The organism is Runella sp. (assembly GCF_965279615.1).
GTDB lineage: Bacteria > Bacteroidota > Bacteroidia > Cytophagales > Spirosomataceae > Runella.
In genome coordinates this window covers 3372818-3396033 of the sequence record NZ_OZ257252.1, presented here as the reverse complement: position 1 = coordinate 3396033, position 23216 = coordinate 3372818, and the positions used below count along the sequence as shown (strand labels likewise).

17 protein-coding genes are annotated in these 23216 nt (G+C 44.9%); all 17 read right to left on the bottom strand.

The window, feature by feature from the left end; all coding sequences use genetic code 11:
• Positions 1 to 292 precede the first annotated feature (292 nt).
• The 17 genes from ACQY73_RS14340 to ACQY73_RS14260 all read right to left on the bottom strand — a co-directional run bounded on the left by ACQY73_RS14340 (position 293) and on the right by ACQY73_RS14260 (position 22924).
• Entirely contained in the window at positions 293 to 1078 is a 786-nt protein-coding gene (locus ACQY73_RS14340; protein ID WP_428667203.1) for a hypothetical protein, read from the bottom strand.
• A 370-nt stretch (positions 1079 to 1448) separates the two neighbouring features.
• On the bottom strand, positions 1449 to 1709 hold the full coding sequence (locus tag ACQY73_RS14335) for a hypothetical protein (RefSeq protein WP_428667201.1): 261 nt from the start codon (positions 1707 to 1709) through the stop codon (positions 1449 to 1451).
• Positions 1710 to 2884: 1175 nt separating this feature from the next.
• Positions 2885 to 4027 carry a glycoside hydrolase family 5 protein gene (locus tag ACQY73_RS14330; RefSeq protein WP_428667199.1) on the bottom strand — a complete coding sequence of 381 codons (1143 nt, stop codon included), beginning with the start codon at positions 4025 to 4027 and terminating at the stop codon, positions 2885 to 2887.
• Between the two features lie 316 nt (positions 4028 to 4343).
• Positions 4344 to 5135 carry a cupin domain-containing protein gene (locus ACQY73_RS14325; protein WP_428667197.1) on the bottom strand — a complete coding sequence of 264 codons (792 nt, stop codon included), beginning with the start codon at positions 5133 to 5135 and terminating at the stop codon, positions 4344 to 4346.
• 28 nt (positions 5136 to 5163) lie between these two features.
• The gene (locus ACQY73_RS14320; protein WP_428667195.1) at positions 5164 to 6060 is read right to left on the bottom strand and encodes an MBL fold metallo-hydrolase; all 897 of its coding nucleotides are present in this window, start codon (positions 6058 to 6060) and stop codon (positions 5164 to 5166) included.
• A gap of 57 nt (positions 6061 to 6117) precedes the next feature.
• The gene (locus ACQY73_RS14315) at positions 6118 to 7671 is read right to left on the bottom strand and encodes a serine hydrolase domain-containing protein (protein ID WP_428667193.1); all 1554 of its coding nucleotides are present in this window, start codon (positions 7669 to 7671) and stop codon (positions 6118 to 6120) included.
• Positions 7672 to 7848: 177 nt separating this feature from the next.
• A complete protein-coding gene (locus ACQY73_RS14310) occupies positions 7849 to 9387 on the bottom strand; it encodes an acetylxylan esterase (RefSeq protein ID WP_428667191.1) in 1539 nt (512 codons plus the stop codon).
• A 15-nt stretch (positions 9388 to 9402) separates the two neighbouring features.
• The gene (locus tag ACQY73_RS14305; protein ID WP_428667189.1) at positions 9403 to 12072 is read right to left on the bottom strand and encodes a sialate O-acetylesterase; all 2670 of its coding nucleotides are present in this window, start codon (positions 12070 to 12072) and stop codon (positions 9403 to 9405) included.
• Positions 12073 to 12153: 81 nt separating this feature from the next.
• Complete coding sequence (locus ACQY73_RS14300; protein ID WP_428667187.1) at positions 12154 to 12774, bottom strand: hypothetical protein; 621 nt, start codon at positions 12772 to 12774, stop codon at positions 12154 to 12156.
• Positions 12775 to 12785: 11 nt separating this feature from the next.
• Positions 12786 to 14060, bottom strand: coding sequence for a TlpA family protein disulfide reductase (locus ACQY73_RS14295; RefSeq protein WP_428667185.1), 1275 nt, complete (start codon positions 14058 to 14060; stop codon positions 12786 to 12788).
• Positions 14061 to 14233: 173 nt separating this feature from the next.
• Positions 14234 to 15037: an SDR family NAD(P)-dependent oxidoreductase gene (locus tag ACQY73_RS14290; protein WP_428667183.1), complete on the bottom strand. Its 804-nt coding sequence runs from the start codon at positions 15035 to 15037 to the stop codon at positions 14234 to 14236.
• A complete protein-coding gene (locus ACQY73_RS14285) occupies positions 15034 to 17139 on the bottom strand; it encodes an alpha-glucuronidase family glycosyl hydrolase (protein WP_428667181.1) in 2106 nt (701 codons plus the stop codon). The genes ACQY73_RS14290 and ACQY73_RS14285 overlap by 4 nt, the downstream gene beginning before the upstream one ends.
• A gap of 186 nt (positions 17140 to 17325) precedes the next feature.
• Positions 17326 to 17760, bottom strand: a complete 435-nt coding sequence (tnpA, locus tag ACQY73_RS14280) for an IS200/IS605 family transposase (protein WP_428667179.1) — start codon at positions 17758 to 17760, stop codon at positions 17326 to 17328.
• A gap of 25 nt (positions 17761 to 17785) precedes the next feature.
• A complete protein-coding gene (uxuA, locus tag ACQY73_RS14275; protein ID WP_428667177.1) occupies positions 17786 to 19006 on the bottom strand; it encodes a mannonate dehydratase in 1221 nt (406 codons plus the stop codon).
• A gap of 88 nt (positions 19007 to 19094) precedes the next feature.
• The gene (locus ACQY73_RS14270) at positions 19095 to 19991 is read right to left on the bottom strand and encodes a PmoA family protein (protein ID WP_428667175.1); all 897 of its coding nucleotides are present in this window, start codon (positions 19989 to 19991) and stop codon (positions 19095 to 19097) included.
• A gap of 156 nt (positions 19992 to 20147) precedes the next feature.
• On the bottom strand, positions 20148 to 21317 hold the full coding sequence (locus tag ACQY73_RS14265; RefSeq protein WP_428667173.1) for a Gfo/Idh/MocA family protein: 1170 nt from the start codon (positions 21315 to 21317) through the stop codon (positions 20148 to 20150).
• A 197-nt stretch (positions 21318 to 21514) separates the two neighbouring features.
• Positions 21515 to 22924: a Gfo/Idh/MocA family protein gene (locus tag ACQY73_RS14260; RefSeq protein WP_428667171.1), complete on the bottom strand. Its 1410-nt coding sequence runs from the start codon at positions 22922 to 22924 to the stop codon at positions 21515 to 21517.
• Positions 22925 to 23216: the final 292 nt, after the last annotated feature.

Sequence of the window (23216 nt, the reverse complement as noted above, 5' to 3'; positions counted from 1 at the left end):
CATGTCCACCTGTGGGCTATTTATGTATTCAAGATTGATAAGAAATGCACTGTTTGGGCGAGTAAATCCATTGCCTACTCGCTCCTGAATGCCCGATAGTAGTGGTAACAATTAGTAGTATAATGAATAATCGTGTAATTAACATCGACTTCAAAGTAAGCCACATCTTTGGTTAGTAGTTTAATTCTACCTCCCACTTTTTTTGGGCTGTTTTTATAATTGTGTGCTTATTTCAGATTCAAGAAGTAAGGTTCCCTACTTCTTGAAATTATATCGGATATTTATTTCACTACTACTGCATGCGAGTGATGACGAGATTTGCTGTAACTGCACGTGTGCCACCTGCACCGGGATTCAACGTTAAAGCAACCGGATTTCCGCTTGGATTTACAACCGTCAGGACAGAATTTGGTAAAGCGGTTGTAATCATCGTATGACCAACTATTTGACTTGTTCCTGTTGCTCGCCCAATTACGCTGCTTGCAATGTCGGTGCCATTAAGCTGCAAAATAAGTTGACCTGCTTCGGCGATGCTTACTTGCCAATGAACCAAATAGGTACCAATGGCAGGTATATTAAACTGGCTCGCATTTATACGAGTAATGATGCCATTTGTTACGCCATTCTGCGGAAATTCGATTGGTGCACCCGGCGCAATTGTAGCTGTATTATCTCCGGGCATGAGTGCATAAAATTCGGCAAATGTTGTGATACTGCCCAAAAGATTCCATTTTGTTCCTGTCCAGTAATAGTAACCGGGCGAAACATTATTGGGTGGTGTGCCAACGGTTGCAGTATTATAAACCAATAATGAAGTAGCCGGTGAATCAATAGTGCTAATATCAGCAGTAGACGATAAAGCTACACGTGGAATTAGTACACCCTTGTTACTTGAAGCTACATCAAGCATTGCGGAGGGATTATTTTGAGCAAATAAAGCTCCGCTAAAGTTTAAAAGAATTAGACAAATGATCAAACCAACGAAAGAGGAGTTTTTTTTCAACTCACATAATGAATTGGTCCTTAATGATTCGCATTTAGATGCGATTGCTACAAGGGTAGTAATTGATTTTTTCATTTTGAAAACGTTTTTATGAGATTTTAAAAAGCAAAAGTGCCGGTTTAAGGGCGTTTCTAAACAATCGTTTTGGTATCGTAAAAGATTCGATAATTACTTGAACTGAGATAGGCGGTTTGCCGCTGTGATTACATATTTATTTTATACTAAAAGCGAATGTTTTGTTTGAGAAGCAACCTTTAGAACGTGTTGGGGAATTACGCCGTTGTTGGTATTATGGTTTAACGGCTATTTCATTTAAAAAAATCAATCGCTTTTCATTTCGACTAATTCGTTTTCTTCCGGTTGTTTTGCACAACCGGCCAGTATCTTATCTACCTAATCAGCCGGCACGACCCGAAACTTGTTATCGGTCACTGTTTGTGCTATATCACCAAGCGCCCTCAACATTCTTACAATTAACAGCTACATCTGTTTTTGAATACATTCTGATCTGTTCAAAGGCAGAATCCACCAAGCGCTCAAAATCCGGCCGGAGGATGTTAACTACAACTTTGCCATCCGTATAATTGTGTACATTATTGGTCAACGCCCCGGCATTACCCTGCCCGTTTAGAGTGAGTGTAACATTAAAGGTTAAAGGTTGCGGCTGATCCCACACAATAAACGCCGGCATTAAGTTCTGCCCCATTGCCAAAGGGAGTTCCGAGCCCGGTACTTTTATATATATTTGCGTCTAAAGCATCATAAGCCACAACTACATTGGCGGCGGCCTGTGACGAGGTGGAATTCGCTACGTCGCTTTGTCCGTTCAACGTCCCGGGGGGATGCACTATACGCTCCCACGTTTGTTCCAACATTGCCGGTTACGACGCCGGCGTCCAGGTTTGAAAATGCCCCCGTAGTGGTAAATGCTGCAAAGTTGGAGGTTGTTCCCAGGTTCGGTGCCTGACTGAAGCTGAGGTTGGAGAAAAGCAGAGAAAGGATGACTACTCCGGTAAATAGGAGTGTTTTTTCATAATGATGATGTGATTTTGTTCCAACAAATATAGTTAATAATAGTGCTAATAAATTAAATAATATTTCTATAAAATATTAATATATCAATAGTGATGTGTTTTTTTTTATTAAGCTGTTTATGCTGAATTATAAAATACGTTTTAACTTATTGGTATATAAATTAAATATTTTTCCATGTGCAAAAAATAGCGCCATATTATAGGGCAATAAAAGTTTGGCATGATTTTATTAGCTGTATAATCGAGTAAGAAGCTTCATTTTTTTGGTAAATGGAGGTTTTTAAGCCACCAACTCTGAGTTTTGAAATACAAAAAAGAGTTTACGGGTCTTAAAGTTATATCCCAAGAAAGCAGGACTCCGGCGGGAGTTTTACGATGATTCCTTTCAAAATGGAATAGTTTGTGTTTAAAGAAAGGTATGTCTCTTTTCTTATCCGACAGGTATAATGTATTTGAATAGCGAGCCGGAAGAGAGGGGGTAATCGGGGGGCGGTCGGTGCGCCAAAGATATGCGCTATAAGACCCTTTTACGTCGTGGCCGGTGTTTTACCTGAACCTTTGGATCCGATTGAAAGAAAAGTTGCCGTAAATTTTGCTGATTAACGCATGTTTTATGCGTTTTTCCTGCAAAGTAAAAGCTTATATTTTGAAGTGCAAGTGTTGAGGGTCTTGCTTTATAATATGTTGATTATTAGCATTTTATCTATTGATTTGTGTGCATTTTCCTCTAAGCAAATGCTTTGACAATACAAAATTTGCATTGCGTGTTTTTATTGGTAAAATATATTTCACACAGAATAAAGTAAAGAGAAAATTTGGCGAGAAGTGTTTTTTAAAGCGCAAGAACTTACACTTTCTGCAAAAGCGCCAGCAGTTTTCTATCCAATTTTTGGCCTTGGAAATTTTCGTAATCCACGTCGTTGCGTCCGGAATTGAGTAAGCCAAAAGAGCCGTCGAATTCCCATAACGCAAAGCCGATCCCGTTTTCACTCAAAATGCCGAGCAAATCGCTGAACCAAGCCAAAAATACAGCGTGAGGTGTTTTGTTAAAACAACCGCACTCGCCGCAGTGAACGCCCGTTCCGCTGTTTTTCAGGTCTATCCACGGCTTAAATCTATCCTCCAACATTTTTCGGCTCAAGTATTGATCCCCGACCTGACCGGGCCATACGGGCACCGGCAAACTTTCAGGGTCTTTGTATACCCAAGTGGCTTTGTAATGCGAGATGATGGAAGGCGTATAACCTCGGCAACTTTGGCCTACTTCTAAGTCTGAAATACCCGTGATCACATCATTGCCGACGTTATTGCCATCGGCGATGATCATGTGTTTTTTGTTTACGCCTTTGATGGTATTGTAGGCCGCTAAAATCAGCTTGCGGTACATTTCGGGTTCCAATTTGGTTTTTTTACCCAATTGATCGTTCATGTCGTCGCGCCAACTTGGTTCATTGAGGAGGTCAAAGCTGATTTTTTTTGAAGAAGTATCCTTAAATCTTTTGGCCCAGAATTCCCAATGATAGCAGAAATCACTCAGTGCCTGCTCGTTGGTCCAAAGGTTGTAAGGCTCCTCAAAACCGGCATTGATGCAATAGCCCGGTGCGCGATGGAGATTGAGCGAAACGTGATGATTGTATTTTTGCGCCCAATAGACCAAGTTTTCGATTCGGTCGGTCATTTGGGTGTCAATGTTTCTGATTTCGTCAATGCGGATGTTTCTTGAACGGTCAAATTTCAGATACGCAGGATACGCCATCGGAATTCGGACAAAATCAAAGCCCCAATCTTCCATCCATTTAAAATACATTTCGGGCGTTTGAGGGCGACTTTTAGCAGGGTCGGGTGAAAAGAAATCAAGAACGTTGAACCCTTTCCATTTGGGTAATTTGTTTTTTTGCTTCAACGACAAATTCATACTTCCACTCGACAAGGCAACTGTAGCCAGCGAACTGTTTCTGATAAACGTGCGACGATTGATGCGATTTTCCATAAGCAATAAATCGTTGAAAAGTAAAGTTGGTCAATACAATAGAATCAGTTCAATTCTTTTTTTTGCTTTCCGCGGTCTGTGTCTCCACAGACCCTTTGTCTATGTAAAAAAGGTCTGTGGAGACACAGACCACGGAAAGAGAGACACAGACCACGGAAAGGTTGACCAAGATAGTAAGTTAGTTCAATGATTTTTTGACACAGAGCCTCACTGAGTTAAACACAGAGTTCCACAAAGGTGAGCAGCTAGTTATGCTGTGAAACTCCGTGCCAACCTCCGTGTCACTCTGTGTCAAAAAAATGTCAAAGTCTGACACTCATTCAAACTGAAAAGCAAAATAAGTGCAGGAGCCTTTGCTCGTGTTTTGAAGGCCGTGAGGAACGTTTGAGTTGAGGAAAATGATGTCCCCGACTTTTGAATCATGCCATACTCCATCAATGGTTTCCTTGGCTTGACTGTCAGCTTCCCCTTCCTGACTGTTGACTAACAGCAAGATCTCGGCGGCAGGGTGGCGGTGCGCGGGATGGCTCATCCAATTGCCGGTGAGGGTTGTTACGTGCATTTCAAAACGCTTGCTCATGCTCGTTGGGCGGTCGAAAAAGTTTCTTCTTCCGCCTTTGTCGTGGCCTTTGAACTCGGTTTCATCCCAATTGAGCAGCAATGATCCGCCCGCGGCTTTGCCCCTTTCAACATCAAGCGGGGCGACGGAATTGAGCTGAAAAACATAATACGTAACGGGTTTATCGGTAGTATTGACCACGCTGCGCTTATCGCCCGACATGATAAGGGCAATGCCGCCGGGCTTCAACTCTTTGGTTTTACCTTCTACGGTCACGGTTAGCACTCCTTCTTTTATGATAAGCAGTTCTTCATTTTCCTGCGTATATTCAGTATCGCGCATCCTGCTTTTGGGGTTGACAGTGGTAGCGTGTACTTTGAATAATTTGAAATGAGGTGTTGTGCCTTCCAAAATAGGGCGGGCTTCGCCTTTAGTTCTTTTGACTACTTCCAGATCTGACCATTTGTAAACTTTAGAGACTATTGGCTCAGTTGTTTGTGAAAAAACAAGAGAGCCGACAAGAAATAGTGGCAAAAGCAGTTTTATCATGGTTTCATTTATTTATCGTTCCGGATCGTTATTTTTTGTTAACCTGCTCAATATAAATGGTCCGAATGAGGGCATCGCCTTTGATAAACCCGCTGCCAAAGGTCGTATCATAATCTTTTGCAAGATTCTTGGCAAGTATGCCGTCCAGTGAAGTATTAGCTTTTACTTCTTTCCTGACCGCATCGCGAAGGGTCATTACGGCATCGCGTGCAGCCCGGTAATCTTTCTTATTAGCCAGATCGCCGTGGCCGGGAATAATGACGGTTTCTTCGTCAATGAGGGTCAACGCCCGTGAAGCAGCATTGAGCCAACCATCTACCGAACCGCCCGAATTGTTGTCAATAAAGGGAAATCGGCCTTTCATGAAGCAGTCGCCCGTATGTAAAACGTTGCTTTGCAGCAAATAAAACAATACATCGCCGTCGGTGTGAGCATTGTCAACGTGAAAAATGATCACGTCCTCGCCGTTAAGATGCAGCGTCATTCCTTCTTTATAGGTAATTACGGGCCAGGCGGCTTCAGGCGTAGGTTTAGGTTTTTGCCTGAACCGTATTTTGGTAGAATCCAGCGCCATTCGTGCGCGGACATTTTCGTGGGCAAAGATGACAGCCCCCATTTTGGCAAAGTTTTCGTTGCCTCCCGAATGGTCGCCGTGGTAGTGCGTATTGAACAAAAACCTGATCGGCCCTTTGCTGACGGCTTGGACCGCCGCATTGATTTTTTCAGACAAAGGGGCAAATTGATCATCCACCAAAATATTACCGTCTTTTCCCGAAAGCAGCATCATGTTACCCGCTCCTTCCCATTGAAGCAGATGAATATGGTTTTTGATCTTGATGGTACTGATAGAGGCGTTTTCGATATTGGGCTGAGCCATCGCCCTGAAACTCAGAGCAATAATTAGCAGGAAAATACTGTTTTTCATCGTTGATAAAGGTTCAGGAGGTTGTATACGATTCTTAAAAACACAAATGACTCAACATTAGACCATTACTCCTTTTATTGCCTCTCTTTTCTCCGGACTGTTTTTGTTATTTTCCGAAACGCTGCTGAGCAAGGATGCTGTCATAGTATTGCCCTCAAATTTAACGGTGAGTTTATCGCCGTGTACTTGGTCTACAAACTTAAAATTGATTTGTAACGTATTGTCATCGAGCCAGGTAGCCGTGCTTGCTATTCGGGAAGGAATCACGATCGGATTGGCAGAAAAGGGATTTTTGCGTTTGTTGGGATTCACTCTCCATTTTTCCCATCCAAACCCGATCTTTTCCATCCCATTGCCGTAGTTGACGCGTAATACGCCCGCATCTTCAAAAAGCCCGAAGCCGATTTGAGTGAGGCCAAACGCATTTTTTTCTACATTGAAAACCTTGTCAGAATACTTGCTCATCATCGGAGAAGACGTCTTGCCTTTGGCAACGGGCAGGGAAAGCGCAGCAATTTCAGATTTGAGGGCAGTCAATTCAGCTGAATTTTCGGCTAATTTTTCTTTTTGTAAGGCGGGTAAAATGGTTTGATAGGCCACATCCATCGTCTTTTGCAGATTGAAGCTCTCGCAGGTCATCACCAAAACAGCGTCCTGTTCCGGCATGACCATGCAAAATTGGCCGTAAGCGCCGTCGCCTCGGTAAAAGCCCGGTTTGCAACGCCAAAACTGATAACCGTAGCCCTGCGACCAGTCGTTGTCGCCTGATTGCGAGGTGGTTCGTTTGCCGGTCGCTTCTTCAACCCATGCGGCAGGCAAGAGCTGCTTGCCTTGCCATTGGCCTTTTTGTAGGTAAAGTTGCCCAAATTTAGCAATGTCTTCGGTACTGATTCTAAGGCCATAACCTGCGGTATTAAGCCCCTGCGGCGATTTCTCCCAGTCGTAGCCTATGATGCCCAGTGGTTTAAAAAGCCGAGGTTCTAAGTATTCTTCCAGCGTTTGCCCCGTAACTTTGTGCACGATAGCGCCCAGCATATAGGTTGCCCCCGTGTTATACATAAAAAACGTACTTGGCTCGTGTTCAACGGGTTTTTCGAGGAATGATTTTACCCAATTTTGATCAGGTTTAGCTCGGATGTCAGGCATTGAATCGGTATGATGCCCCGTATTCATCGTAAGCAAATGCTTGATCTTCATCGCTTTCAGGTTGTCGCTCACGTTGGCTGGCGTCTGATCCGGAAAGAACGAAATCACTTGGTCGTTGACGGTAATTTTGCCTTCATTGACCAAAAAGCCAATGGCCGAACTTGTAAAACTCTTAGAGAGCGAATACAGGGTATGTTTGTTAGGTGCTTCAAAAGGCTTCCACCAACCTTCAGCCACCACATTTCCGTGACGTACCAACATAAAACTATGCCATTCCAAACCTGATTCTTTGGCTTTTTGGAGAAACTGACGAACCCCTGCCGAGTCCACGCCCTGCGATTCAGGGGTTTTACGAGGGAGGGTAGCCACATTGTCATGTGCGAACAATTCAAGCCGGGGCAGTAATCCCAGCCCTACTGTACCCATTCCGGTAGTTTTGATGAAGTTGCGGCGATTGGTTTTCATGTTGAAGATATAGGTTAAAATCTATTTTAGGCTAATACAAGTTTAGGAGCTAACTTTTTTACCACAAAGGACTTAAAGAATAGCTCAAAGCGCACTAAGAAAATTTTTGTGACTCTTTGTGTTTAAAACTTTGTGTTCTTAGTGGTAAAACAACAAAAGTTCACATGAGCACCAAGTTTACTGTCCTGCTTTTTCATATTTCAGCATCTTGCTCGCCCAAGGAATAAAATGCTGATAATTAGGTTGGTCGGTGTGTCCGCCGTCGTGCTGCCGCCAAGCCAATTGCCCGTCGTGCATACTTGTAAGCATGGGAGGCATTTTTTCTTTTATGGGATCGTTTGAAACTCCCAGATCTTTTGCTCCCAGAAGTTTATACGTGGCACCCGCCGCAATTGTCGCCATATAACTGCCCTGTTGGTCGAGCCACTTGGCATCGCCTTTTTCAGGAATGCCGTAGCTGACATAACAAAGGCGAGGCGCACAAAGCGCAATCAATTCATGCGAATCTACCGTCAAATCGCAACCCGTTTTTTTGCCAAAACCCGATTCTTCGGTGCCGTATTTCAGATAATTTCCCGCCATCCAATGGTATTCGCCGCTTGCCGTCAGACTTTCGACTGCTTCCCCAAATGTGCGGCGGTGCAAGGTTGTACCGCCTTTTCCTGATGAGCCGATCAATCCTATGGCAAAACGCGGCTCGAAAGCCAAGGTGACTAAAGCCCCTTTGCCGTAACGGGATACGCCTTCAATGCCTACTTTTTTGGCATCAACGGCAGGGTCAGTTTCTAAATAATCCAACCCCCGCGCAGCACCCCACGCCCAGGCCCGGAGAGCGCCCCAATCGTCGGGTTTGCGATATTGCCCTTTATTGACCAAACCAATGATTCCTTTCGTCAATCCCCCGCCATTATCGGCCTGAATACTCGAAGGGTCGATGGTGCAATAACCCCAACCTGCGGCTAACAACTGCTCACTGCCCGGAGATTCACCGGTGGGAAGAGGGGCGAAGAAATTGGGGAGTGTTGCGCGAGCAACGGGACTGTAAGCGGGGTATTTATCAAAAATGGCTTTCATTTCCGGATTGCTTTTGATCAGCATCTCTTTGAAAGCCGCATTTATTTTCTCGAAGTCTTCATTAGTAGGTTGGGCAGGTGAAGGAAAAGCCGGACGGCCAAACATCATCAGCACGGGCACGGGGCCTTTGACGTTAGTCGGAATTACGAGCATCATGTTGATGTCCACTTTGATGGAAGGATACGCACTGTTGTCTACATGGCCTGTCAATTTTTTGGCAATCACGGGAATTCGTCCCACAAATTCATTATCAACAGCTTCCACTTTCCACGTTACTTTTGGGATGTTTTTAGGAAGTCTTCCGTACACTTCACGTTCAAATTCTTCAACAATTTCCGGGCGGCGCTGTGACCACCATACATCGGCAGTGGTTACTTTATTGCCATTTTTCAACGTTAATACATCGGGTAGTGCAGGGCAGGGATTTGCCACGGATTCGTCATAATTGGCGTGATTGGGAGCAGATTCATTGCCACTTGGGCCGGGCCGCAACGTTTTAATGCCCAGTTGCTGCTTCATATTGTTATGGTCGGCGGCAGTAAGTTTATTAAGACTGTCGCGTTGAGCAGTCGTCAAACCAAATTGAGCAAAAGTAGTAAGACTAATGCAGCTAAAGAGCAGAAGGTATTTTAAGGCTTTCATTTTCAGAGAGTTGAATTATGGATTTTTCAATGCTTTGATATGCTCGGCCACGCCAAGCATCGTATCAATGTAAATGTCTTTTTCATTGTCTTTCAAATAGCGAAGCAATTGGCGGTGAGCTTCGAGCGACACATTGAGTGAATGCTCACCGCCTACTCCGTGAAAAAGAAAAATCAGCAATTTGCCTTCGCTTTGGGCTTTTTTTACTAATTGGATGAGTTGTTCGCCTGTCTCGCCGTTGATCATATACGAATCGAAGCTGTACAAATCTATTTCGTTCGGTTTGTGCATAGCAGCGCGTACGGCTCTGGCGCCCGTAAAGTCCTTTTTGAGGTCGTTCATAAACTCCACTCCCTCTACTTTTGTGTCGCCGCAGGTGAAGGCAAAGGTTCGGTTTTTCTTGCCATCTATCGATTCAAGCAAGGTATTGGTCAAGCGGATTTCGTCAGTGATGCGTTTGAGAGAATATTTGCTGAGGTCATTTTCGGGATTGACCCAGCTACGCCCGGGAAGCGAAGCGTCGCAAGGGTGAAACAGCGTGTGATTGCCCAATTCGTGCCCGCGGTCGGCGGCTCTTTTCCATTCTCTCATTCGGTTCTTAAAACCTTCAAATGAGCCTGCTATATAAAAGGTGCCTTTTATACTGAGCGAATCAAGCAACGGAATGGCGTAATTGAGATGCACATTGAGGGCGTCGTCGTAGGTCAGCGCCACAGCGCATTTTTTACCTTTCCAAGGTTTGGTTTCGTCCAACGTTTCGCCATCTGTTCGGAAAGGAGAAGCAGGTAAATTCGCTGAATTATAGAAGTTTACTCCTTCGGGATTGTCTTGCCAGGCGTAGCGAACGTATTTGGGCGTTTTGATGGATTCGCTCCACACTTCTACTTTGTCTTTTCCGACAATTCGGGTTTTTGCCCAAACAAATTTTTTGTCATAGTCGGCCACTGAAAACCAGCGCAACGCTTCGGCATCTTTTGAAGTAATGCCCTCGGCTACGTTGTTGAAAGTGAGAGTAATTTTTTCGTTTTCAATGCTTTGCGATGTTAACGTTGGACCGGAATGCACTAAGTCTGTCTCGCCGTAGGCCAAATTTCGGGCAGAAAGTGCCAACCGTTTGCCAATGTCTTGTTTGTTTAAGGGGTGAATATCGTTCCATTCACCCACGTCTATTGTAACGGTTACGGCCGTATTTGGCAAGGCAAGTGCTTTATTTTGAGCTTCCCGCAGTCGCGCCCAGTTGCTTTCGGTGGGCGTGTAGTTTACTTCCTGAAAATTAGCCAATTGTACCCCCAAAAACGGAAGCGTAGCGTTGCCCCACAGCTTGCGCCAATCATTGACCAACGCAGGCATCAAAGCATCATACGGTTCAGGATTGTTTGCATTGGTTTCGCCCTGATACCACAAAATTCCCTTGATTTTCAGGGGAAGAATTGGCGCGATCATGGCATTATAAAGGGCATTAGGCTGGTTTTGACGAACCAATCCACCACCAAAACCCGCAAAATTTATCGGTTGATATACTTCTCCGACTTTATACTGCCAAGTGCCTTTAAGGTCAATTTCCTGCCCGCCGGTCGTCATAAAATAGGGTTTATCAGGTACAAAACCACCTTTGCCTGCGGTATTTGTGACCCGAATCACAAAGGTGTTTTTGCCGGCTTTGAGCAAGTTAGCGGGAATTTCGTAGCGACGAGGAGGATATTGATAGGTGACATTCCCAATTTTTTTACCATTCACGTACATTTCGTCGGCATCAACGATACGCCCCATGTAGAGTTTTACGGATTGATTCACCCAATTTTGTGGAATTTCAATTTCCCGGCGATACCACACCACACCATTCAAATCTTTCAATCCTTGGTCTTCCCAAAAGCCGGGGATGTTGATGTTTCGCCAACCTTTGGGTTGATAGTCAACACTTTCCCAATGCTCAATTTGCCCTAAGTCCTGAACTTGCGGGCGAGATTGTGATAAATTGGGTCTTCTGTTGAAGGAATTGACGTAGACGGTATCTTTATTTTTTTGAATAATTTTCTGAATGTCCGGTAAACGTTTAAAGCCTTCCTCACTTATCCAAGCCTCAATGGGCGTACCGCCTACGCTGCTGTTGATGATTCCGATAGGTACTTTGTATTTTTCGTAAAGATCTCGGGCAAAGAAGAACGTAATTGCCCCAAAACCAAGCACATCTTTTGGATTGGCAGCTTTCCATTCGCCTTGCGGAAAATCATCTTTGGGGGCATTGAGTTCAGTAAGGGTTTGTACAAAAAAATTACGAATGTCGGGGTAATCAGCATTGGCAATGTCGTCGGGATATTTTTCTTTGACGCGCTCCATCGGCAAGACCATATTCGATTGTCCCGAGCAAAGCCACACATCGCCGAAAGCTATGTTTTTGAGTTTGATTTCATTTTTTCCTTTCAAAATCATTTCGGCTCCCGTTGCAGCAATCTGGGCGGGAAGTTGAATTTCCCATTTTCCGCTTTCAGGTGTAGTGGTTTTGAACGTTTTTTTGTTGAAAATCAACTCGACTTTCTCTTTGGGCGATGCCCATCCCCAAATTTTAATGGGTTGATCGCGTTGAAGTACCATTCCGTCGCTGATCAAACGGGGTAAGCGAATTTGTGCTACGCAAAGTGCGTGGCTTAACAGCAACCATCCGGCGGCTAATTTCAGTGTGCGCATGGTTTAAGAGTAGGTTCTATTTGTAAGGGTTATTGTTTGATTCGTTCCGTCAGGGTGTCGGATATTTTGAAAGCAAAGCAGTTATTTGACTGCCGTGAAAATGCGGGTTTGGGTAAGCTTGGCTTCTTCGATTTGATTTTTGTTGTGAGCGCACACAAACAGTCCAAGCAGCATCGCTTGGGGGAGATCAAAATCGGGGATTTCAACGGTCCAAAAAGGGTTGCCGATTTTGGCTACCGATACAAAAAAGCTGCGGCCACGGCGCTCCAACTGTAAAATATCGGGGTGTACAATCGGGGCTTTGATTTCCTCAATGTTGGTGCCCGTTTTTTTTCGATACTGAAAGGCGGTGAGTCCATCGGCGTGGACGGTCAACGAAACCATGGCAGCGCTGGTATCTAAGCTACTGCGGTACATCCAACCCGTCTTGCGGTGTGGATCGGTGCCTTTGCCGGAAAGGGTGGCTTGGGTAGTAGCGATAAAGTCACCAACGGTTTTGCGGTATACAAAATGCAGTTCATCTTTCTTAAACCAGATATTCTCTCCTGAGCCTAAGAGTTGATACGTTTGCGTAGCTTTGTCGTATGTGGCTGTTCCTGTGTGCAATACCTTGCCAATATCGGCGTGATTCTCAAAAATACCGACCGGATTTTGAGCCATTGCACGAAATGACAACAGAAACAGCAATACATACGATTTCATAGCAGAAGGGTTTATTCGATCAATTTCAACAATTCGGTAAGAGTATCAGGAGAACTGGGTCGGGAGGCATCGGCAAAAACGATCTTTCCGTTTTTGTCAAAAATCATGTAACGGGGAATGCTGTTGATGGAAAATTGGCGTAGAATCTGTGCATTCCAAGCTCCGTTTACGTAGCCGTGCTCGCCGGGGAGTTGTAATTTTTCCAGCGCCTGTTTCCATGCTTCCGGGGTTTGGTCAATGGAGATATAGAGAAAAACGATCTTTTTCAATTGTTTTTCCGTCAGCTTCTCGTGCATTGCTTTCGAATACGGAAATTCGGCCCGACACGGCCCACACCAACTTGCCCAAAAATCCAGATAAACGACTTTACCCTTAAAATCAGATAAATAGAATTCTTTGCCTTCGATAGTTAAGAAGGCAATTTCATCGCCTTTTTTACCTGCTTTAGCAGGTGCGGGGGCCGGCTTTTTCTCTTCTTTGCGGGTGAGGACTTCATTACACTTTTCGGAAGCCAATTTTAAATAGCGCTCAGATTGAGGCAGAGCCTTCAACAGATCGAACGTGTTTACTACGGCTTCTTTGGGAGTATTGATACAATTGGCGCGCAGCAAATGACAAAGATAGAATGGCAGTATATTGCCGGAAAAATACCGTCGGGCAAAAGCCGCTTTATCGTTCATTGCTGCTGCCAAATCGGTGTATTTATTGAAAGCGTGCTCTCTTGAGTTGAAATAAGTGACAAATACTCCCAGAAAATCTCGGTAAGCCGGGGTTAAAAACGCCTCTTCATCCGCGATTTTTTTAGGATCAAGCGCCTCGGTCATGACGTTGGGTAATGCTGACAGTTTGAGATTTTTGGTATCGGCATTGCTTCTGGTGACAGTATAATTGAGCAGCCAATGCCAATAATTCCAACGAGCTGTATTTTCGACGTAATGCTTGAACGAGTCAGAGAATTTTGAAAAATCAGGATGGTTTTTAAAAAATTCCATCTGTTTGTTACGCTCCTTGAACAGCTCAATTTCGCGACTGTCAGCCGTTTGGGCAAACAAGAGTTCATATTGTTTTTTCGGGTCAAAATCGTTGGCAAATTTTTGCTGAAATTCTGCCCAAAAAGCTTTTTGAGCAGGATTCTCCCACAAAGCATTGTACTTTTCCAATACACTTGGCGCGGCTCCCTGTTGGAAAATATCAATGGAATCTCTGCCGGTAAAAGCAGCGGTTGCCTGCGCAAAGAGGTGAGCGTTCAGTACGAAATATCCGAAAAACAATAGCAAAAATCTCATCGTATAAGGTAGTTAACTGTGTTGATTGTACGAAAAATACCCTTATCAAAAAGCATTTATCGTACCATAAATGTTAAACCCCATCTAAATCTTCCCCTTTTAGGGAAGACTTTATTTTATTGATTATCAAGCGATTTTTAGTTGAAAAACCTTGATAATTATTTTTTAGAATCTTAGAAACCAATGGAATTGCCACCGTCGACGGGCAAGGAAGCGCCTGTAATGTAAGAGGCCGCCTCTGAGGCCAGAAAAACGGCTGCCCAGCCAATGTCCTGCGGCTTGCCGAATTTCCCCATAGGTGTACGGTTAAGTGCTTTGTTCATGCGGTCAGGATCGCTGCTCATGGCAGTTTTCATCATGTTGGTTTCAATAAAACCCGGCGCAATGGCATTGACCCGAACGTTGAATTTTGAAAACTCAGACGCCAGCACTTTGACCATACCTTCCACCCCTGATTTGGATGCCGCATAGGCCACCACCCTGTCAATGCCATAATAAGCCGCCATCGACGAAATCATCAATATAGAACCGCTTTGACGGTCGATCATACGTTTGGCGCAAGTGCGGGTCAAGGCAAAAACGGCATTAAGATTGGTGTGGATGATCCGGTCAAAATCGGCGTCGGTGACTTCCAGTGCGGGCTTCTTCATGTTGATGCCTGCATTGTTGACTAAGATATCTATGTTGCCATAGGTGGCCTCAATGGTTTCCACAAGCCCTTCCAACGACTCCAATTCTGTGACGTCATTGACCACATAATGCGCTGATTCGCCCAATGCTGCCGTGGCTTCCTGAAGTGCATATTCACGTCTTCCTGTAATGATAACCGTTGCGCCGGCGTGGGTCATGCACTGCGCAATGTCGTATCCGATGCCGCTGCCGCCGCCCGTAATGAGCGCAATTTTTCCTTCCAATGAAAACACGGATTGGTTATTTACTAAGGTTAATTCGCCGGTTGAATTTTCTTTCTCTGTCATCGCAAATGATAAATTTCCACTAATTTTTTAACTTCATTTAATGTTCTTTCGGGGGGTGTCAAAGGCTTCGGAATAGGCATTTTGGCAAATTCGCCAAAGTACAATACGCACGCATCCCGCCACCAAAGCGCTTCTTTTTCCTGTATTTTCAGTCTCCCGTTTACGTTTGCGTAGGTTTCAGGGTCAATGTCTGCTTTTATACTTTCCCACGTTTTTCGCAGGTTTCCGACCTGCACCACGCCATCGTAATAGCGCACACATAATTCATCCCAAAGGCTTCGGCCGGTACTTAATTTTTTAGACCAAGGCACGTGATGAAACCAAAGCAAATAGTCGAGTGGGCATTGCTCAGGGTTGCCCCATTTTTTCTGAACCTCGGGACTGTATAACTGTAAAGCATTGCTCAGTTTTCCCGTTCGGTCAAAGCCTAATCCGATGGAATCGGCTCGGTGGTAATACATGGATGTCCAATCCGGGCGGGCGCTTTTGGCAAGCCACGGCTCCGGGCCGTAGTGGTGGCCTTCGCCCATCATGTGTGCCGTGCCCAGCGGATAGGTATAACTCACATAAATCGGGTGTGATTTCAGCATTATATCCGAAATTTTTTGCGCCACCGGTTTTGACTTGGTGAGCGTCATCTGTATCCATTCAGACGCAATTTGCGCTGATGATAATGAATGATCCCACGCCAATCGGCCAAAGGCGTACCAATTGCTTTGGTTGAACGGATGCCCGCACCAATTATCGTCTGAACCCGTATTGGCTACGCCGGCCATTAATGAATTGGCGGCATTGTAAAGACTACCGTCAATGACTTTAGCCACAGTAGACCCTTGTCCTTTAGTGTAAGTGTCTGAATCCAGGCATTCTTTGAACATCGGCGCCAAATAGGTCAGGTGCGTAGATTGCCCCAAATATTCCTGCGTGATCTGAAATTCCATGCCCAAGGTAGTTTTGGGAAAAGCCCCAAACATGGGATGGAAAGGCTCACGCGGCATGAAATCAATGGGGCCGTTTTTGACCTGTACGATTACTTTTGGATCAAAAGTACCATCAAGCGGTTTGAATTGAGCATAACCTTCTTTGAATCGGTCGCCGTTGGGATCGGCATTGTACACAAATGCCCGCCAAATGACGATACCGCTGAAAGGTCGCATGGCTTCGGCCAACATATTGGCACCGTCGGCGTGAGTGCGTCCGTAATCCTGCGGCCCGGGTTCTCCTTCTGAGTTGGCTTTGACCAAATAGCCGCCAAAATCAGGAATGTATTGGTGAATCTCTTTGGTCTTGTCGTTCCACCATTTGCGGACTTCGGGGTCCAACGGGTCGGAGGTTTTGAGTCCGCCCAGTGTTCTTGGCGATCTGAAATTGACCGAAATAAATACTTTGATCCCATACGGGCGCAGCACGTCGGCCACGGCTTTGATCTTTTCGAGGTATTCCGCCGTCAAGAACCGTGAACTGGCGTTGACGTTATTGATGGAAGTGGCGTTGATTCCGATGGATGCATTGGCGCGGGCATACATGATGTAGCGCGGATCAATGCGGTAGGGTAATTCCGTCCATTTCCACATAGAAGAACCTGCATAACCGCGTTCTACGGTACCGTTGGCATTGTCCCAATGATTGAGCATTCGGGTTTTTATCTTTGGGCTACTTGTAACGGAAATATTCGCAAGTGCTTTGCCCGTTTGAATATGTCTTAACAAATCAAAAGCGCCATATAAAACGCCTGCCTCGGTTTTGGAAGAAATAACAATGTTGCCTTTTTCTGTATAAATTTCGTAGCCTTCCTCGGATAAATTGGCGGTTGAAGGAGCATTTTTGTTCACACTCAAAATAATTCCTCCCGTCGAAGTTGCCGTTTTTACAACAGTTATTTTTTTACCCAACAGCCCTTCAATTCCCATTTGCAGTTCTTCTGTCGCTACTTTAATGGTCTGATGATCGGTAGCTGCCGCTATAAATTTCGTGAATGGCGCGTAGCTTTCCCGTTGCTTCACATCTTTGATCAAATCATAGTTAAGCCAAAGCCGCGAGCCATCATCTGCGAAGGCGGTAGAGGAAATAAATAAAAGAAAGAGAAGGATCTGTTTTGTCATTGATTCTATTTGGCTAAAGCCATTGTTGATTTTTTATTAGTTATCTCCAGCTAAAGCAGGAGGCAATTCAATTTTTAAATTTCCTATAAGGATAATTTATTTTTTATTTTCCTGTTTTCATGCATTGTCTCCTGCTTTAGGAGATAAATAGGTAAAGAATAGCATTGGCTTTAGCCAAATCTTTTATCATTTAAATTTTTGAAAATCATATTTCTCAATGAATTCATTATACTCATGAGCAAATGTTTTCTTTTGATGATGTTCTTCCTGATGCCTGATATAATTTCTTACCCTATCTACAACAGATTCAGAAACTGATACCGCAAAATATTCATCCTGCCATTCAAACTTTTCTCCACAAATTCCGTGTTTGTTGATCCAAAAAGCAGATTCCCCTTTGATCAACTGCATAATTTTACTCATACTTTGGTCAATACCGAGAGATACAAGGCAATGAACGTGATCTGTATATCCATTGATAAAATCAATATAAATACCTTTTTCTTTGGCGTTTTCTTTAATATGAGTAAAAATGGTTTGACGAATCTCGCGGGTGTGCATAAACGGGATTCTGTTTTTAGTTGACCAAACAAAATGAATCCATACTTTGATAAAAGGCATAATGTAGAAATTGACAAAGCACTGTTTATTCTTCCGAAAGATTTCTTGTGATTGCCATTTCCAAGCCGCGCAATTCGGCCAGTCCTTTCAAACGACCAAGGGCCGAATAGCCCGGATATGACTTATCACGACCTGTTTTGTTCAAATCATCCAACATCTGGTGCCCGTGGTCGGGGCGCATCGGAATTCGAACTTCCTTTTTGCCTTGTTCCTTTCTCCTTTTTCCTTCAATGACAAAAGCTTTTACGACTTCATACATGTCCACATCGCCGGCCAAATGAGCCGCTTCGTGAAAATTGAGTGGATTCTCCTCTCTTTTAGTTGTCCTAAGATGTACAAAATGGACTCGGTCGCCGAAACGTTCAACCATTTTTGGCAAATCATTATCAGGCCGTACACCCAGTGAACCGGTGCAAAACGTAATGCCGTTGGCACGCACGTCGCAGGCATCCATCAACTGCGCCAGATCTGCCTCGGTACTGACAACTCGCGGCAGGCCTAAAAGCGGCTTTGGCGGGTCGTCAGGATGAATGCAAAGATTGATCCCGACTTCTTCCGCGACGGGAGCCACCTGTTGGATAAAGTAGTACAAATGTTGTCGTAACTCCTTATCGCCGATGTGTTTGTAATTGTTCAATAATCCTTGGAAAGTAGCTAACTCAAAGGCTTCGTTTGAACCGGGCAATCCCAACAGAACGGTATTTTGAAGCGTGGCCAGTGCTTCGGATGTCATGCCTGTAAACTTCTTTTTTGCGGCCTCCTGCACTTCCGGTGTATAATCTGCTTCGGCATTGGGGCGTTGGAGAATGCACAGATCAAACACCGCAAAATCTTCCCACACAAACCGTAAAGCCAATGCTCCGTCGGGCATTTGGTAGTGAAGGTTGGTGCGTGACCAATCCAATACAGGCATGAAATTGTAGCAAACGGTTTTTATGCCGCAGGCCGCTAAATTTCTAAGTGATTCTTTATAATTATTAATGTACTGCTCCCGACTCGGTAAGCCTTTTTTGATGTCTTCGTGAACAGGTAGACTTTCCACTACTTCCCACTTCAACGGGACATAGCGATCATTACCTGCTTCAATGAGTTGAATACGTTGTTGGATAGCTTCCACGGACCAGACTTCTCCAACGGGAATTTGGTGCAGCGCCGTGACAACGCCCGTACAACCCGCCTGACGAATGTCCATCAATGAAACAGGGTCGTTTGGCCCGAACCAACGCATCGTGTGTATAAATGCCATTTTCTGTGTTTATAACATCCAGTACCACGGCCCGAACTTTGTGACACTCACTGCCGTACTCCGTGAAACTCTGTGGTTAAATAAAAAATTACTCTGCTTTATATTTCTCAAATAGACTCGCCACGTTGGCGGTTTGGTGATTGCCTGAATGAACCAACACACGATAACGAAGCGTTAATTTCTCTCCTTTTTTCATCGTTGTCGCTTTATCATCCTGCGGCCAATACATGGGTGTAGGCGAGAAAAAACCATAGTCGCGGGTGAACCACGGCGAAGGGTACCAAGGGTTGGAAGGATGTTGCATGATCGTGATGCCTTCTACCTTTTCGCCTCTTTTTCCTGAACAGTCGATCCACGGTGATTTTACGCCAAACGTGCCTTTTTCGGCTTGATTTCCTTCGGCATTGATCATCGTTCCTCCGTTGATAACGGCCAGATCAGGGTCAATGCGGCCGCTGAAAAGCGAGTGGTTCGTTTTCTGAATCGTTACATCCATCAATGTTTCCATCGTGATGTCAACATCGATCTGATAAAGGTCTTTGGAAGGAGCGGTTATGGTAATGGTACGAAAATCCTTGATGGGAGCATTTGCTTCGGGACGACGCCAGATGCACTCATTTTCAATCACGACTTTGTCGCCACCCGATTGGACAATATCTGCCCGTAACGAAATGATTTGTCCTTTTTCCAATCCTTCCTGCCAATAATTGCCACCGTTTACTTTATCGCAACCAAAAAACAACGAACTGTGGTGAGGATAATTTCCATTGCGCATAGATGTAACGCCGGCATTGGAAGGCCCATTGACGGGAAAGAAAAAGGGGTATTTTTCGTCCTGCGAAAAGATGTAACTCGTGAAAAGATTATTGTTAATGCTGATATCAATTTTTGAGTTGCTTTTTACGGCCGTAATTTTTGTTTGAGACCAACCTTTCACAGTCAAAAACACGACTGTTAAAAAGAGAATACTTTTAAAAGAAAGCATGAATTAATATAAATGGATGGTGTAAATCATTGGTTTGTTTCCTTCCCGTAGGGGCGGGCCTTGCATCTGCCCAACATTGCGTCTGCCTATCTCATTTGCCTCAAAAATTATCGATGAGAAGAAGGGCAGACGCGATGCCTGCCCCTACATGACTGTCTACGCCTTCAAATTGATCTGTTGGGCGTTTTTTTGTGCTTTGAGGGCTAATTCGGTGGCTAAGAAACAATGCGTCTGCGTCATAGCCGTTTCGGTACGATTGAGAATATCATCGACGAGTTGACGGCCGTAAGGTAATTCCTGTTGGGTACAGTCAATGTAGCGAGTCTCTTTTTGGTCGGTCAGGAACAGGTGATTACCGCCGTCGCGTCCGCCGATGTCGATGTTCTTACGGATCTCAATAAATCCGTCAGTACCTAAAATCGTCAAACGTCCGTCGCCCCATGTTTTTAACCCATCCGGTGTGAACCAGTCAACGCGAATGTAACCCATGCCGCCGTTTCCACGCAGCATTACATCGCCAAAGTCTTCAAAGTCAGGGTATTGTGGGTAATGTGTATTGCCGATCTGGGACGCTACCACTTCGGCTTGGGTAGAGTTGGTGAAGTATAAATATTGGTCAAACTGGTGAGAGCCAATGTCGCAGATAATTCCTCCAAACTGTTCTTTATGGAAAAACCATTCGGGACGTGTTTTTGGATTCATGCGGTGCGGCCCCAGTCCAATCGTCTGAATTACTTTGCCGATGGCTCCTGCTTTCACCAATTCTCCTGCTTTGACCGTGGCTCTGTTTTCAAAGCGTTCGCTGTACATGATCGAATAAATGCGACCTGTTTGTTTTTGCACTTTGCGTACTTCGGCGAGCTGTTCGAGGGTTGTAATGCCGGGTTTGTCAGACATGAAATCTTTGCCGCTTTTCATGACTCTCACCCCAAGCGGAGCACGTTCGTTGGCAATGGCCGAGCTTAAAACGAGTTGAACGGACTTGTCGTCCAAAATTTCTTTTTCGCTTGACGCGAGTTTGGCTTGTGGGTAACGTTTGGCAAACGCCGCTACCAGATCCGCTTCTTTGGCGTAGTACGATACCAACTGCCCGCCACCGCGTACTACCGATTCGACCTGGCCATAGATATGGCTGTGGTTCATACCGATGACCGAAAATTTGATGCGGGGTGTATCGTACTGAATTTGCTGAGGTGAAGGAACAACTTTCTCGGTTTTGATATGACCAAAAGCTTCATTGGAAAGCATAGGAAGTGTTATAAGACCTGCGGCCGATGCTACCGATTCTTTCAAAAAAGTACGTCGTTGATTCTCGGAATTTTTCATGGATTATCTGGTTAGTGTGCAGCTTTTTCAAAAGCTGCACCACAATTTTTTGGGTTTATTGGGTTTGTGGTGGCGGTTTTGAGAAACCGCTACCACATTTATGGACAGGTGCAGGCGGTTTCTCAAAACCGCCGACACGCGAATCAGTGAAGTGTGAAGTGGGTTTCTCAAAACCCACTTCACACTTCACTGATTGTTTAAGACATTTTTATATTGGTTGTGCCGTAAGGTTTGCGTTGCGGACGGCTCAGCATGGCGTTTGCCTCATTGTCGTTGACAAAACGCTCCGCTTTGGGATCCCACTGCAATTTACGTGGCAGTTTCATCGCAATGTGGCTTACCAAACAAACGCTGCACGCACGGTGTCCAACTTCTACGGGCGAAATCGGCGCTTTACGCGTTTTGATACATTCGAGCCAGTTGCCGTGTTGTTCGTCGCTTTTGTACAGGTGAATTTCGTTTTCACCGATAACCGACGTCAGGATTTTAGGATCGCTGGCATCTAATGCTTTACTGCTGTTGGCTTTAGAAACGGGATCACTGGCCGAGGCTACATAATTGCCTCTTGATACAAAGATCCAACCTTCGGTTCCTTCATAACGGATTCCATTGGGGAAACCTCCGCTGGTGTACATGGTGATGCCGTTGGCGTATTCGGCTTTGACCATGAAGTCTCCGTGAACATTCCACAAACCTGATTTGGGAAATTCAGCCACCGATTGTACTGAAATGGGCCCTGTTAGTTCGGTGTCCATTCCCCATGCTGCTGAGTCAAAATGGTGTTGTCCCCAGCCCGTGATCATCCCCGCACCAAATTGCTCAATGCGCAACCATCCCGGACGGCCATAGCCCTGCTGTGGGTGAACACCAATTTCGGTATAAGGCACTTCGGGAGTAGAACCAAGCCACATATCATAATTAAACCCTTTGGGAACAGGCATCGTTGGTGCCGAAGGCCCTGATGGGTCGCCGGGAAGACCTACTTTTACGGTATGCAGTTTTCCAATGCGGCCATTGCGTACCAATTCAGCCGCAATTCTGAACTGCGGTGAAGAACGTTGCTGCGTTCCTACCTGAAGCACTGTCCCTTTTTTACGAATAATATCGCTCAACATACGCCCTTCGGCAATGGTCAGGGAGGTAGGTTTTTGAAGATAGACATCTTTTCCCGCCAATGCAGCCTCAATGGCAGGTTGTGAATGCCAGTGGTCAGGGGTACTGATGATAACGGCGTCGATGTCTTTGTTGAGCAACATTTCGCGGTAATCATCGTACATTTTAGCCTCAACATAGTTGGCATTGCCCGTTTTTTTGGCGTAATAACCCTCGACGAGTTTCTTGCCGTCTTCCAGACGGTTTTTGTCCAAATCACAGACGGCAATCATGCGCGCTACATCGTGCTGCAACGTGCCGACCATGTCGTGGTCGCGACCGATGCGGCCGCAGCCGATCTGGCCGATATTAATTTTATTGCTTGGGGCATTTTTGCCGAACACCGAAGCAGGGACAATCGTCGGAACGCCAATGACCGTGGAGGCTACTGCGCCTTTGGCAGTCAGTGCTAGAAATTTTCTTCTGGAAACGGAGGTTTGAGGTGATTTTGACATAGAAATGTTTAGGATTTCTTTTGGATGAAATTTTAAAACAAACTTCAATTTTTAAGAATAAGAACGAATGGCCTCAGTAAAATGATCATATTGAAATTGTACAATTTTTTTAATTATCGGCAATGCCTGTTCTAAATGCTGTTTAGCGTAGTGTAGACTAAAATGTAGTTAATGTTAGGGGAAGATGTCTAAGTTTCAAAAATATCATTGAATTATTTTAGAAAAAATCAAAATGTATCTATCGGAAACGTTTTCGGAAACGCAACCGATAGCTATTTTAAAATGAGTTATT

Coding starts and splice junctions, on each gene's coding strand:
- ACQY73_RS14340 (WP_428667203.1), bottom strand. CDS start 1,078: ATGAAAAAATCAATTACTACCCTTGTAGCAATCGCATCTAAATGCGAA.
- ACQY73_RS14335 (WP_428667201.1), bottom strand. CDS start 1,709: ATGGGGCAGAACTTAATGCCGGCGTTTATTGTGTGGGATCAGCCGCAA.
- ACQY73_RS14330 (WP_428667199.1), bottom strand. CDS start 4,027: ATGGAAAATCGCATCAATCGTCGCACGTTTATCAGAAACAGTTCGCTG.
- ACQY73_RS14325 (WP_428667197.1), bottom strand. CDS start 5,135: ATGATAAAACTGCTTTTGCCACTATTTCTTGTCGGCTCTCTTGTTTTT.
- ACQY73_RS14320 (WP_428667195.1), bottom strand. CDS start 6,060: ATGAAAAACAGTATTTTCCTGCTAATTATTGCTCTGAGTTTCAGGGCG.
- ACQY73_RS14315 (WP_428667193.1), bottom strand. CDS start 7,671: ATGAAAACCAATCGCCGCAACTTCATCAAAACTACCGGAATGGGTACA.
- ACQY73_RS14310 (WP_428667191.1), bottom strand. CDS start 9,387: ATGAAAGCCTTAAAATACCTTCTGCTCTTTAGCTGCATTAGTCTTACT.
- ACQY73_RS14305 (WP_428667189.1), bottom strand. CDS start 12,072: ATGCGCACACTGAAATTAGCCGCCGGATGGTTGCTGTTAAGCCACGCA.
- ACQY73_RS14300 (WP_428667187.1), bottom strand. CDS start 12,774: ATGAAATCGTATGTATTGCTGTTTCTGTTGTCATTTCGTGCAATGGCT.
- ACQY73_RS14295 (WP_428667185.1), bottom strand. CDS start 14,060: ATGAGATTTTTGCTATTGTTTTTCGGATATTTCGTACTGAACGCTCAC.
- ACQY73_RS14290 (WP_428667183.1), bottom strand. CDS start 15,037: ATGACAGAGAAAGAAAATTCAACCGGCGAATTAACCTTAGTAAATAAC.
- ACQY73_RS14285 (WP_428667181.1), bottom strand. CDS start 17,139: ATGACAAAACAGATCCTTCTCTTTCTTTTATTTATTTCCTCTACCGCC.
- tnpA (WP_428667179.1), bottom strand. CDS start 17,760: ATGCCTTTTATCAAAGTATGGATTCATTTTGTTTGGTCAACTAAAAAC.
- uxuA (WP_428667177.1), bottom strand. CDS start 19,006: ATGGCATTTATACACACGATGCGTTGGTTCGGGCCAAACGACCCTGTT.
- ACQY73_RS14270 (WP_428667175.1), bottom strand. CDS start 19,991: ATGCTTTCTTTTAAAAGTATTCTCTTTTTAACAGTCGTGTTTTTGACT.
- ACQY73_RS14265 (WP_428667173.1), bottom strand. CDS start 21,317: ATGAAAAATTCCGAGAATCAACGACGTACTTTTTTGAAAGAATCGGTA.
- ACQY73_RS14260 (WP_428667171.1), bottom strand. CDS start 22,924: ATGTCAAAATCACCTCAAACCTCCGTTTCCAGAAGAAAATTTCTAGCA.